The sequence below is a fragment of the Kocuria flava genome (genome assembly GCF_001482365.1).
In the GTDB taxonomy this organism is placed as follows: domain Bacteria; phylum Actinomycetota; class Actinomycetes; order Actinomycetales; family Micrococcaceae; genus Kocuria; species Kocuria flava.
The window spans coordinates 2,033,290-2,045,222 of record NZ_CP013254.1 but is presented as its reverse complement, the minus strand read 5'-3'; the positions used below and the strand labels follow the sequence as shown (position 1 = coordinate 2,045,222).

At 74.0% G+C, this 11,933-nt stretch carries 10 protein-coding genes; 4 read left to right on the top strand and 6 right to left on the bottom strand.

The genetic code is table 11. The features are described from left to right. Positions 1-40: 40 nt before the first annotated feature. A complete protein-coding gene (locus tag AS188_RS09090; protein ID WP_058858584.1) occupies positions 41-484 on the bottom strand; it encodes an RDD family protein in 444 nt (147 codons plus the stop codon). A gap of 204 nt (positions 485-688) precedes the next feature. Between AS188_RS09090 and glnA (AS188_RS09085) the strand changes: the two genes are divergently transcribed. Then, positions 689-2,113, top strand: coding sequence for a type I glutamate--ammonia ligase (gene glnA / locus AS188_RS09085; protein ID WP_058858583.1), 1,425 nt, complete (start codon positions 689-691; stop codon positions 2,111-2,113). A 79-nt stretch (positions 2,114-2,192) separates the two neighbouring features. Here glnA (AS188_RS09085) and AS188_RS09080 read toward each other — a convergent pair whose 3' ends face one another. Both AS188_RS09080 and glnA (AS188_RS09075) read right to left on the bottom strand, forming a co-directional pair. Further along, on the bottom strand, positions 2,193-5,258 hold the full coding sequence (locus AS188_RS09080) for a bifunctional [glutamine synthetase] adenylyltransferase/[glutamine synthetase]-adenylyl-L-tyrosine phosphorylase (protein WP_058858582.1): 3,066 nt from the start codon (positions 5,256-5,258) through the stop codon (positions 2,193-2,195). A gap of 19 nt (positions 5,259-5,277) precedes the next feature. Beyond that, positions 5,278-6,618: a type I glutamate--ammonia ligase gene (glnA, locus tag AS188_RS09075; RefSeq protein ID WP_058858581.1), complete on the bottom strand. Its 1,341-nt coding sequence runs from the start codon at positions 6,616-6,618 to the stop codon at positions 5,278-5,280. Between the two features lie 141 nt (positions 6,619-6,759). Here glnA (AS188_RS09075) and panB point away from each other — a divergent pair, with 141 nt between their 5' ends. Next, a complete protein-coding gene (gene panB / locus AS188_RS09070) occupies positions 6,760-7,605 on the top strand; it encodes a 3-methyl-2-oxobutanoate hydroxymethyltransferase (protein ID WP_058858580.1) in 846 nt (281 codons plus the stop codon). A gap of 10 nt (positions 7,606-7,615) precedes the next feature. On the opposite strand, the gene AS188_RS16900 is transcribed toward panB, so the two are convergent. Beyond that, a complete protein-coding gene (locus tag AS188_RS16900) occupies positions 7,616-7,792 on the bottom strand; it encodes an aldehyde dehydrogenase family protein (RefSeq protein WP_112255526.1) in 177 nt (58 codons plus the stop codon). Positions 7,793-7,911: 119 nt separating this feature from the next. Here AS188_RS16900 and map point away from each other — a divergent pair, with 119 nt between their 5' ends. Together map and ppgK are read left to right on the top strand one after the other, a co-directional pair. Further along, complete coding sequence (map, locus tag AS188_RS09065; protein ID WP_058858579.1) at positions 7,912-8,808, top strand: type I methionyl aminopeptidase; 897 nt, start codon at positions 7,912-7,914, stop codon at positions 8,806-8,808. Between the two features lie 39 nt (positions 8,809-8,847). After that, entirely contained in the window at positions 8,848-9,660 is an 813-nt protein-coding gene (ppgK, locus tag AS188_RS09060) for a polyphosphate--glucose phosphotransferase (RefSeq protein ID WP_058858578.1), read from the top strand. Positions 9,661-9,975: 315 nt separating this feature from the next. Here ppgK and nrdR read toward each other — a convergent pair whose 3' ends face one another. Both nrdR and hisD read right to left on the bottom strand, forming a co-directional pair. After that, the gene (gene nrdR, locus AS188_RS09055; protein ID WP_083529363.1) at positions 9,976-10,548 is read right to left on the bottom strand and encodes a transcriptional regulator NrdR; all 573 of its coding nucleotides are present in this window, start codon (positions 10,546-10,548) and stop codon (positions 9,976-9,978) included. Positions 10,549-10,554: 6 nt separating this feature from the next. After that, on the bottom strand, positions 10,555-11,910 hold the full coding sequence (gene hisD / locus AS188_RS09050) for a histidinol dehydrogenase (protein ID WP_058858577.1): 1,356 nt from the start codon (positions 11,908-11,910) through the stop codon (positions 10,555-10,557). Between the last annotated feature and the right edge of the window lie 23 nt (positions 11,911-11,933).

Here is an 11,933-nt window from a genome sequence, read left to right as displayed (position 1 = left end):
TGCGCGCGGCGCGGACGCGGGCGGCGTCCCCGGTGCCGGCTCAGCGCACCCGCACCAGCAGGGTCCCGGCGGCGCGGTCGTGCAGGCCCCGCTGGTCGGCGTCGAAGACCACTGCGGGGATCACGAGGCACAGCAGCACCGCGCGCACCACGGCCCGGGCGAAGCCCGCCGGGCGTCCCTCGAGGGTCTGCACCTGCAGCCCCGTGAGCAGGTGCCCCGGGGTGTGACCGGTGGCCCCCACGGCCAGGACGTTGAGCACCAGCAGCACCCCGACCGTGACGAGGCCGTGGTCGTTCCACCCGGGCAGCAGCCACTGGGCCAGCGCCCAGCACAGGTACCAGTCCACGACCAGTGCCACGAGCCGGCGTCCCGGCCGCCCCACCGAGCCCGGGCCCTGCGCGGGCCGTCCGAGGCGCTCCCCGGGATGCCCGCCGCGGGTGCGCGGGCCCTCGAGCCAGGAGCCCAGGTCACGTCTGTCGATCATGGACCCCAGCGTATCGCCCGCCCGGCGCGCGGCCGGCCTCGCCTAGACTGGTCGGAGCCGGCGCTCCTCCCCGCTGGGCGTAACACCGCGGAAACACCAGGGACACGGTCGCTTAATGGCCCCTCCGTAGCGTGGACAGCGGAAGAGGACGCCGCACGACGCTGCGGCACGGCCGTCCCGCCCACCTACCAAGGAGAACAGCAGATGTTCCAGACACCCGAGGAAGTCCTCGCGTTCATCAAGGACGAGGAGATCGTCTTCGTCGACATCCGGTTCACGGACCTGCCCGGCGTGCAGCAGCACTTCAACCTCCCGGCCAAGTCGGTGGACGGCGACTTCTTCGAGCACGGCCAGCTGTTCGACGGCTCCTCCATCCGCGGCTTCCAGGGCATCGCCGAGTCCGACATGCAGCTCATCCCGGACCCGTCCTCCGCGTTCGTGGACCCCTTCCGCGTCGAGAAGACCCTCGTGGTCACCTGCTCGATCGTCAACCCGCGCACCGGGGAGCCCTACCACCGCGACCCGCGCGGGGTCGCCGAGCGGGCCGAGGCCTACATGGCCTCCACCGGCATCGCCGACGTGGCGAACTTCGCCTCCGAGGCGGAGTTCTTCATCTTCGAGGACGTCCGCTACGACGTCCAGCCGCAGGGCTCCTTCTACGCCATCGACTCCGACGAGGCGCCGTGGAACACCGGCCGCACGGAGGAGGGCGGCAACCTCGGCAACAAGACCGCCACCAAGGGCGGCTACTTCCCCGTCTCCCCGGTGGACAAGCAGGCGGACCTGCGCGACGCGATGTGCGTGGCCATGGACGAGGTCGGCCTCGAGGTCGAGCGCTCCCACCACGAGGTCGGCGCCCCGGGCCAGGCGGAGATCAACTACCGCTTCAACACCCTCACCAGGGCCGCCGACGACCTGCTGAAGTTCAAGTACGTCATCAAGAACACCGCCGACGCCTTCGGCAAGTCCGCGACCTTCATGCCCAAGCCGGTGTTCAACGACAACGGCTCCGGCATGCACTGCCACCAGTCGCTGTGGAAGGGCGGCGAGCCGCTGTTCTACGACGAGAAGGGCTACGCCGGGCTCTCGGACCTGGCCCGCTGGTACATCGGCGGGCTGCTGGAGCACTCCTCGGCGGTGCTCGCGTTCACCAACCCGACCGTGAACTCCTACCGCCGCCTCGTGAAGGGCTTCGAGGCGCCGGTCAACATGGTCTACTCCCAGGGCAACCGCTCGGCCGGGATCCGCATCCCGATCACCGGCACGAACCCGAAGGCCAAGCGCCTCGAGTTCCGCGCCCCGGACCCCTCGTGCAACCCCTACCTCGCCTTCGCCGCGCAGCTGATGGCGGGCCTGGACGGGATCCGCAACCGCATCGAGCCGGCCGACCCGATCGACAAGGACCTCTACGAGCTGCCGTGGGAGGAGGCCAAGGACATCAAGAAGGCCCCGGGCACGCTCGAGGAGGCCCTGCAGGCGCTCGAGGAGGACCACGAGTTCCTGCTCGCCGGTGACGTCTTCACCGAGGACCTGATCGAGACGTGGATCGCGTACAAGCGCGAGAACGAGCTGCTGCCGCTGGCCGTGGTCCCGCACCCGCTGGAGTTCTCGATGTACTACGGCGTCTGATCGCCGCACGCGCAGGGCCCCGGATCCGTGCGGATCCGGGGCCCTGCGCGTGCGGCGACACCGGCGGGCCGGTGCGGGCTCAGGTCCCGTAGAAGAGCCGCTCGAACACGGCCCGCGCGTGGCGGGTCGTGCGCAGGTAGTCCTCCTCGAAGCGCCCGGCCGCGCCGTGGGGATAGCCGCACCAGCGCGAGACCGCCTCGAGGTCCCCGCGCTTGGCGGGCAGCACGTCCGAGCGGCGCCCGGTGCGCAGCACGGTCCCGTTGCGCACGGCCGTGGCCAGCCGCCAGGCGGCCTCGAGCGCCGCGGCGTCCTCGGGGCGCAGCAGCCCCTCCTGCTCGGCCGCGCGCAGGGCACCGAGGGTGCTCGTGGTGCGCAGCCCCTCGACCTCGTGGCCGTGCTGCAGCTGCAGCAGCTGCACGAGCCACTCCACGTCCGAGAGGCCGCCGCGGCCCAGCTTCACGTGCCGGGCCGGGTCGGCACCGCGGGGCATGCGCTCGTTCTCCACCCGGGCCTTCATCCGGCGGATCTCCAGCACCTGCCGCTCCGTGAACGCGCTCGGGTAGCGGTGGGGGTCGATCACCCGGCGGAAGGCCTCCGCGAGCGCGTCGCTGCCGGCCACGGGCAGGGCGCGGGTGAGGGCCTGGAACTCCCACGTCTCCGCCCACCGGGCGTAGTACTCGGCGTAGGAGCTCACCGAGCGCACCATCGGCCCCTGGCGGCCCTCGGGGCGCAGGTCGTTGTCGATCTCCAGGACGCGCTCGGCGACGATCGGCGGCGAGCACGGGGCCTTGAGCAGCTGCACCATGCGCTGCAGCAGCGTCTCGGCCTGCCGGCGGGCCGCGTCGTCGTCGGCGCCGTCGACCGGGCCGTACACGTAGACGACGTCCGCGTCGGAGCCGTAGCCGGTCTCGCGCCCGCCCTGGCGGCCCATGGCGACGACGAGGACCTCGGCGAGGCGGCCCTCCCGCCCGTGGACCTCGCGCTCGGCGACGTGCAGGGCGCCGAGGATGCAGGCGTGGTCGACGGCGGACAGCGCCGCCACAACCTCCTCGACGTCGAGCAGGCCCGAGGTGTCGGCGAGGGCGATCCGCAGCTCTTCGCGCCGGCGCAGCAGCCGGACCATGCGCACCGCCTCCGCGGACTCGGGGTGGCGGGACATCTGGGCCCGGATCTCCGCCCACAGCGCCTCGAAGGACGGCGGGCGCAGGTCGTCGTCGTGGCCCAGCCACGCCGTGGCCTCGGGGGAGTTCTCCAGCAGGTCGGTGACGTAGCGGGAGCTGGAGAGGATGTGGCACAGCCGCTCGGCGGCGGCGTTGGAGTCGCGCAGCAGGCGCAGGAACCACGGCGAGGTGCCCAGGGACTCCGCGAGCCGGCGGAAGCCCAGCAGCCCGGCGTCGGCGTCGACCCCGTCCGCGAACCAGCCCAGGAGCACGGGCAGCAGCGTGCGCAGGATCTCGGCGCGGCGGCTGACCCCGCGGGTGAGGGCCTCGATGTGGCGCACGGCGGCGCGGGGGTCGCGGTAGCCGAGGGCGGCGAGGCGGTCGCGCACCGACTCGGGCGAGAGCGTGGTCCCCGCCTCGGGCAGGTGGGCGAGGGCGGCGAGCAGCGGCCGGTAGAAGATCCGCTCGTGCATCCCCCGCACCGCGCGCTTGACCCGCCGCCACTGCTCGAGCAGCGCCTCCCCCGTGGGCAGGGACGTGTCCCCCGCCCCCCGCACCGAGCGGGCGAGCACGGTCAGCTCCTCCTCGTCCCGGGGCACGAGGTGGGTGCGGCGCAGCCGGAAGAGCTGGATGCGGTGCTCGAGCAGCCGCAGCCACCGGTAGTCGGCGCCGAACTGCTCGCTGTCGCGGCGGCTGATGTAGCCACCCTCGGACAGCAGCGCGAGCGCCTCGGTGGTGGCGCGGGTGCGCACCCGCTCGTCCGTGCGCCCGTGCACGAGCTGCAGGAGCTGGACGGTGAACTCGACGTCGCGCAGCCCCCCGGGCCCGAGCTTGAGCTGGCGGTCCCGCTCGGCGTCGGGGATGTTCTCCGTCACCCGCCGGCGCATCGCCTGGACGGACTCGACGAAGTTCTCCCGTGCCGAGCTGCGCCACACGAACGGGTCGATCGCCTCCCGGTAGGCCCGGCCCAGGTCGGGGTCCCCGGCCACGGGGCGGGCCTTGAGCAGCGCCTGGAACTCCCAGGACTGCGCCCAGCGCTCGTAGTAGCGCACGTGCGAGTCGAGGGTGCGCACGAGCGGGCCGTCCCTGCCCTCGGGGCGCAGGTTCGCGTCGACCTCCCACAGCGGCGGCTCCTCGCCGCGGGCCATGACGGCCCGGGCGGTGCCGCTGGCCAGGGCCGTGGCCACCGCGGTCGCCTCCGCGGGGTCCAGCGGCGGGGCGCCGTCCGGGTCGGCCACGTCCATCACGTGCACGACGTCGACGTCGGAGACGTAGTTCAGCTCCCGGGCCCCGCACTTGCCCATCCCGATCACGGCGAGCCGGACCCGCTCGACGGTGCCCGGATCCCACGTCTCGGCGGCCTCCGCCCGGGCCACGGCGAGCCCGGCCTCCAGGGCCGCGGCGGCGAGGTCGGCCAGCTGGCGCCCGACGGCGGGCATGTGCTCGACCGGGCGGGCGGCGCCCAGGTCCCGGACCGCCACGCGGGCCAGCCCCCTCCGGTAGGCGGTGCGCAGGGCGGTGCGCGCGGTCTCGCCGGTGTCCGCCGCCACGGGGGTGGCGGCCCCGGGGTCGGCGCCGACGGCCTCCAGCAGCGCCGTGCGGAACTGCTCGGCCGGGATCTCCTCCGGCTCCGCGGCGGCGGGCTCGTCGAGCACGTCGAGGTGCTCCGGGCGGCGCAGCAGGAACTCCCCGAGCGCCTCGGAGGCGCCCAGCAGGCGGAACATCGTGGCGGAGGCCTCCGGCCCGGCGTCGACGCGCCGCGCCAGGTCCGGGACCCGCTCGAGCAGGCGCACGGTCTGGCGCAGGGCGGTGTCCGGGGAGGCCGCGAGCGCCAGGCCCTCGAGGAGGCGCTCGCGGTCCACGTCCGCGAGCTCGCGGAAGCCCAGCCAGCGCTGGGCCTTCTCCAGGTTCGCGAAGCCCACGCGGATGAGCCGGCTCGCGGGGACGGGTGCGGCCGTGCCGCGGGACTGGGGGGACTGCGTCATGGCCCGCTCCGTCCGCGGCTCAGAGGATGCCGAGGTTGTTCTTGAGCTCGAAGTGCGTCACGACCCGCCGGTAGTCGTTCCAGTCGCGGCGCTTGTTGCGCAGGAAGTGCTCGAAGACCCGCTCGCCCAGCAGCTCCGCCATGAACTCGGAGTCCTCGGTCTCGCGGATCGCGTCGTAGAGGCTCGAGGGCAGCGGGTTGTGGCCCAGCGCGCGGCGCTCCGCGGAGCTCATGGCGGCGATGTCGTCCAGCTCGGCCGGCGGCAGCTCGTACTCGTTCTCGATGCCCTTGAGCCCGGCGGCGAGCAGCACCGCGTAGGAGAGGTAGGGGTTGGTGGCGGAGTCGATCCCGCGGTACTCCACGCGCGCCGCCTGGACCTTGTCGGGCTTCGACAGCGGCACCCGCACCAGCGCGGAGCGGTTGTTGTGCCCCCAGGACAGGTAGGAGGGGGCCTCCCCGCCGCCCCAGAGCCGCTTGTAGGAGTTCACGAACTGGTTGGTGATCGAGGTGAACTCCGGGGCGTGGCGCAGCAGCCCCGCGATGAAGTGCCGGGCCGTGCGGGAGAGCCGGAACTCCGCGCCCGCCTCGAAGAACGCGTTGGTGTCGCCCTCGAACAGCGAGAAGTGGGTGTGCATCCCCGAGCCGGGGTGCTCCGTGAAGGGCTTGGGCATGAAGGTCGCGTAGAGGCCCTGGGAGAGCGCGACCTCCTTCACGACCGTGCGGAAGGTCATGATGTTGTCGGCCGTCTGCAGGGCGTCGGCGTAGCGCAGGTCGATCTCGTTCTGCCCGGGACCGGCCTCGTGGTGGGAGAACTCCACGGAGATCCCCACGGCCTCGAGCATCGCGACGGCCTTGCGGCGGAAGTCCTGGACCACCCCGCCGGGGACGTGGTCGAAGTAGCCCTCGTGGTCCACCGGCACGGGCTCGCCCTCGGCGTCGAGCTGGTCGGACTTCAGCAGATAGAACTCGATCTCGGGGGCCGTGTAGCAGGTGAAGCCCATGTCCGAGGCCTTCTCCAGCACCCGGCCCAGCACGCCGCGCGGGTCCGAGGAGGACGGCTCGCCGTCGGGGGTGAGGATGTTGCAGAACATTCGGGCCGTCGGCTCCGTCTCCCCGCGCCACGGCAGGATCTGGAACGTGGAGGGGTCCGGCTGCAGGAGCATGTCGGACTCCGACACGCGGGAGAGCCCCTCGATGGAGGAGCCGTCGAAGCCCAGGCCCTCCTCGAAGGCGGCCTCCACCTCGGCGGGCGCGAGCGCGACGGACTTCAGGGCGCCCACGACGTCGGTGAACCACATGCGGACGAAGCGGACGTCGCGCTCCTCGATGGTCCTGAGCACGAACTCCTGCTGACGGTCCATGGTCCTCTTCCCTCGTCGTCTCCCCCGGCCCGCCCCGGCCGCTCGCGGGGGCCGGGGAACCGGGGACATGGCTGTCCCGCCCACTCTAACGCGCCGCCGGGACGGGCCCGGGGGCACGGGCGCGCCCGATAGGCTGGGCGCATGACCCAGCAGCCCCAGGACGGCCCCCGCCCGGCGACCGGCGCGCTCGACGTGCGCCGGGTCCGCACCCACCACCTGCGCGAGGCGAAGCGGCGCGGGCAGCGGTTCGCCATGCTCACGTGCTACGACGCGCTCACCGCCGCGGTCTTCGACGCCGCCGGCGTCGACGTGCTGCTCGTGGGGGACTCGGCGGGCAACACCGTGCTGGGCCACGCGACGACCCTGCCGGTGACGGTCGGGGAGCTGCTGCCCCTGTGCCGGGCGGTCGCCGGGGCGGCGCAGCGGGCGCTCGTCGTCGTCGACCTGCCCTTCGGCTCCTACGAGGCCTCCCCGGAGCAGGCGGTCGGCACCGCCGTGCGGTTCCTGAAGGAGGGCGGCGCGCACGCCGTCAAGGTCGAGGGCGGGGCGTGGTTCGCCCCGCACGTGCGGGCGATGACGCAGGCGGGGGCCCCGGTCGTGGCGCACATCGGCTTCACCCCGCAGAGCGAGCACGCCCTGGGCGGCTACCGGGTGCAGGGCCGCGGCGAGGCCGGGCGGGCGCTCGTCGAGGACGCCCTGGCCCTGCAGGAGGCCGGGGCCTTCGCCGTGCTGATGGAGATGGTCCCGGCCGAGGCGGCCGCGGCCGTGGACGCCGCCGTGCACGTGCCGACCGTGGGCATCGGCGCGGGGGCGACGACGACGGGCCAGGTGCTGGTGTGGCAGGACATGCTGGGCCTGCGCCAGGGGCGGATGCCGCGCTTCGTGCGCCGCTACGCGGACCTGCACGGGGTCGTCACCGAGGCCGTGGGCCGCTACGTCGAGGACGTGCGCGAGGGCCGCTTCCCGGCCCCCGAGCACGGCTTCTGAGCCGGGAGGCTCACCCCTCGCGGTAGGCCTCGTCCTCCTCGTCCCAGCGGCGGGTGCGCTCGGCGGCCAGCCGCAGCGCGTTCTCGGCCTCCTGCCGGGTCGCGTAGGGCCCCAGGAGCTTGCGGTAGTCGGACTGCGGGCCCTCCTCCACCTGCTTGGTGTAGAGGTTGAACCAGTACTCGCTCATGCCGCCTCCTCGTCTCGGGCGCCCGGGCTGCTCGGCGCCCCGGCGCGTTAGGGTAGATCCTAGGCCCGGACCCGCACCGACGGGGCCGGGCGGTCCCGATCCAGGAGGTCCAGTCCCCCGTGCCCTCGCACAACAGCCCCGCTCCCGCCGCCGGCGCCGCACCGCTCGGCACCCTCGCCCCCGGCACCGTGGGCCCCGCCCGCCCCGTGCCGCCCGCCATCCCCCGCCCCGAGTACGTCGGGCGCGCGGAGCCGGACGAGGGACGGTCCGGGGACGTCTACTCCCCCGAGGACGTCGAGCGGATCCGGGCCGCCGGGCGGATCGCCGCCCGCGCGCTGCAGGAGGCCGGGCGCGCCGCCGTGCCCGGGACCACCACGGACGAGCTCGACCGGATCGCCCACGAGTACCTCTGCGACCACGGCGCCTACCCCTCGCCCCTGGGCTACCGCGGGTTCCCGAAGTCGATCTGCACCTCCCTCAACGAGGTCATCTGCCACGGCATCCCGGACTCGACGGTCCTCGAGGACGGCGACATCGTCAACCTCGACGTGACCGCGTACAAGGACGGCTTCCACGGCGACACGAACCGCACGCTGCTGGTGGGCGAGGTCGACGAGCAGTCCCGGCTGCTCGTGGAGCGCACCGAGGAGGCGCTGCAGCGGGCCGTCCGGGCCGTGCGCCCCGGCCGGGAGATCAACGTCGTGGGCCGCGTGATCGAGAAGTACGCCCAGCGCTTCGGCTACGGGGTGGTGCGCGACTTCACCGGCCACGGGGTCGGCCGCGAGTTCCACTCCGGGCTGATCGTCCCGCACTACGACGCCGCGCCCTCCTACGCGACGGTCATGGTCCCCGGCATGGTCTTCACCATCGAGCCCATGCTGACCCTGGGCACCGTGCAGTGGGAGCAGTGGGACGACGACTGGACGGTCACCACCCGGGACCGCCGCCGCACCGCCCAGTTCGAGCACACGCTCGCGGTCACCGAGGACGGCGCCGACGTCCTGACCCTGCCGTAGACTGCCGTCCTGAATTCCCGCCCCCGAGAGGACCGCTCCATGACCACGCCAGACACCACCGTCGTCCCCGTGCCCAGCCGCCGGGTGATCGGCATCGACTTCGGGGGCACCGGGACCAAGGGCGGCATCGTCGACCTGGACACCGGTGAGCTCGTGGGCGAGCGCTTCCGCATCGCCACGCCGCGGCCGGCGACCCCCGAGGCCGTGGCGGAGGTCGTGGCGCAGATCGTGGCCGAGCTCCAGTCCCGCCCGGAGGCGCCCGAGCCGGACTCCCCGGTCGGCATCGTCTTCCCGGCGATCATCAAGGACGGGGTCGCGCTCTCGGCGGCGAACATCGACAAGTCCTGGATCGGCACCGACGTCGACGCCCTGATGACCGAGCGCCTGGGCCGGCCCGTCGAGGCCCTCAACGACGCCGACGCGGCCGGGCTCGCCGAGGCGGTCTACGGGGCCGGGCGTGGCGTGAAGGGCCTGGTGATCGTCATCACCCTCGGCACCGGGATCGGCTCGGCGCTCGTGATGGACGGCAAGCTCGTGCCCAACGCGGAGCTCGGCCACCTCGAGATCGACGGCCACGACGCCGAGACCCGCGCCTCCGCCGCGGCCCGCGAGCGGGAGGACCTGCCGTGGAAGAAGTGGGCGACCACGCGCCTGCAGCGCTACTTCAGCCACGTGGAGTTCCTCTTCACCCCGAGCCTGTTCATCGTGGGCGGGGGCGTGTCGAAGAAGGCCGAGAAGTTCCTCCCCCACCTCTCCCTGCGCACGCCCGTGGAGGTGGCCCGGCTGCGCAACAACGCGGGCATCGTGGGCTCGGCCCTGTGGGCCTTCGTGCCGCACGACGCCGCGGGCTGAGCGCCCGGCCGCACCCGCGCACCGGGACGCCCGGGGTCCGACCGCTGCTGCGGTGGGACCCCGGGCGTCCGTCGTGCGGGAGCACCTCCGGCGGGCGCGGCGCCCCGTGCCGGCCCGGGAGGGCGCCGGGGCAGAAATAACCCCGCCGGGGCCGCGGCTTCCCCTCCGCGGCCCCGGCGGGAGCCTGTTGTGAGCACCACTCTACGACCGGTCCCCGCGTCGGGCAAGAGACACGCCGGAATTCTTCACCTCGTCCTCAGGTCGAGACCTCGAGGGGCGAAAAACCTTCAACCTCCAGCCGAGGACGAGGCCCGCTCAGAGCAGGCGGGGCTGCGTGAGGCCCTCGCCGTTGCGGGCCCGGGGCCGTCGCCCGGAGCGCTTCTTCGCCCCGCCGCCCGGGGGCTCGACGGTCGCGGGGATGGTCTGCTGGCCGCTGTGCTCGGCCTGCTGGGCGCGCAGCAGCTCGATGGCGTCCTCGAAGTCCTCCAGTCCGCCGAAGGCCTGGTAGACGCTCGCGAAGCGCAGGTAGGCGACCACGTCGAGGCGGCGCAGCGGCGCGAGGATCGCCAGGCCCACCTCGTGGGCCTCGATCTCGGCGGCGCCCGCCGCGCGGATCGTCTCCTCGACCTCCTGGGCGAGCATCGCGAGGTCGTCCTCGCTGACCGGGCGCCCCTGGCAGGCCTTGCGCACGCCGTTGACGATCTTCTGCCGGTCGAACGGCTCGGTCACCCCCGAGCGCTTGATCACGGAGATGGTCGTGGTCTCCAGCGTCGTGAAGCGCCGCCCGCACTCGGCGCACTGGCGGCGGCGGCGGATGGAGGTGCCGTCGTCCGTGGTGCGGCTGTCCACGACGCGCGAGTCGGTGTGCCGGCAGAAGGGGCAGTGCACGCGGGATCAGTCCCCGGTGCGGATCGTGACGGCCCGGCCGTGGGCGGGCAGGTCCTCGCACTCGGCCACGGCCACGATGTCCTCGCCGATCTCCGCCAGCGCGTCCCGGGTGTACTCCACGACCTGCACGGCCTTGAGGAACGAGGTGGTGGACAGCCCCTGGGTGTGCACCGCGGTGCCGCCGGTGGGCAGCACGTGGTTGGACCCGGCGGCGTAGTCGCCCAGCGGGACGGGGCTGTACGGGCCCACGAAGATCGCCCCGGCGTTGCGGACCCGGGCCGCGACCTCCCGGGCGTCGGCGGTGTGGACCTCCAGGTGCTCGGCGGCGTAGGCGTCGGCCACGGCCACCGAGGCGTCGAGGTCGTCGGTGAGCACGACCCCCGACTGCGGCCCGGTCAGGGCGGTCGTGATCCGCTCGCGGTGCTTCGCGGCGGGGACCTGGCGCTCGAGCTCGGCGGCGACCCGCCGTGCGAGCTCCGGCGAGTCGGTGATGAGCACGGACCCGGCGGCGGGGTCGTGCTCGGCCTGGGAGATGAGGTCGGCGGCCACGTAGGCGGGGTCGGCGGTGCCGTCGGCGAGCACGGCGATCTCGGTCGTCCCGGCCTCGGCGTCCACGCCCACCACCGAGCGCAGCAGCCGCTTGGCGGTGGCGACGTAGACGTTGCCCGGGCCCGTGACGGTGTCGACCGGCTCGAGGACGTCCTCGCCGTCGCGCACGCCGTAGGCCATCGCGGCCAGGGACTGCGCCCCGCCGATCGCCCACACCTCCTCGACGCCCAGCAGCCCGGCGGCGGCCAGGATCGTGGGGTGGGGCAGCCCGCCGAACTCGCGCTGCGGCGGGGAGCACAGCACCACGGAGTCCACGCCGGCGGCCTGGGCGGGCACGACGTTCATCACCACCGAGGAGGGGTAGACCGCCAGGCCGCCGGGCACGTAGAGCCCGGCGCGGCGCACGGGGGTCCACCGCTGCACGAGCACGGCGCCGGGGGCGACCTCGAGCCGGGCGTCGGCCGGGCGCTGGGCCTCGGCGAAGGCCCGGGTGCGCGCGATCGCGGTCTCCAGGCCGCGGCGCACCGCGGGGTCGAGGGCGTCGACGGCGCGGCGGATCTCCGCCGGGTCCACGCGCAGGCGCTCCTGCTCCACGCCGTCGAAGCGGCGGGCGTAGCCGCGCAGGGCGGCCGCGCCCTCGGTGCGCACGGCCGCGAGGATCTGCTCGACGGCCTCCTCGGCGGAGGCCCGCGAGCCGGCGCTCTGCCGCGGGACGACCGCGCGCAGCTCCGACCAGGACAGGTGGCGTCCGCGCAGGTCGATGGTCCGCAGGGCCGGGGTCGTGGTCGTCTCAGCTGTCGTCACGGCATCCATGGTATTCCACCGGGGCGGCCCGC

Coding starts and splice junctions, on each gene's coding strand:
- panB (WP_058858580.1), top strand. CDS start 6,760: ATGACCCAGCAGCCCCAGGACGGCCCCCGCCCGGCGACCGGCGCGCTC.
- glnA (WP_058858583.1), top strand. CDS start 689: ATGTTCCAGACACCCGAGGAAGTCCTCGCGTTCATCAAGGACGAGGAG.
- AS188_RS16900 (WP_112255526.1), bottom strand. CDS start 7,792: ATGAGCGAGTACTGGTTCAACCTCTACACCAAGCAGGTGGAGGAGGGC.
- AS188_RS09080 (WP_058858582.1), bottom strand. CDS start 5,258: ATGACGCAGTCCCCCCAGTCCCGCGGCACGGCCGCACCCGTCCCCGCG.
- hisD (WP_058858577.1), bottom strand. CDS start 11,910: ATGGATGCCGTGACGACAGCTGAGACGACCACGACCCCGGCCCTGCGG.
- glnA (WP_058858581.1), bottom strand. CDS start 6,618: ATGGACCGTCAGCAGGAGTTCGTGCTCAGGACCATCGAGGAGCGCGAC.
- ppgK (WP_058858578.1), top strand. CDS start 8,848: ATGACCACGCCAGACACCACCGTCGTCCCCGTGCCCAGCCGCCGGGTG.
- AS188_RS09090 (WP_058858584.1), bottom strand. CDS start 484: ATGATCGACAGACGTGACCTGGGCTCCTGGCTCGAGGGCCCGCGCACC.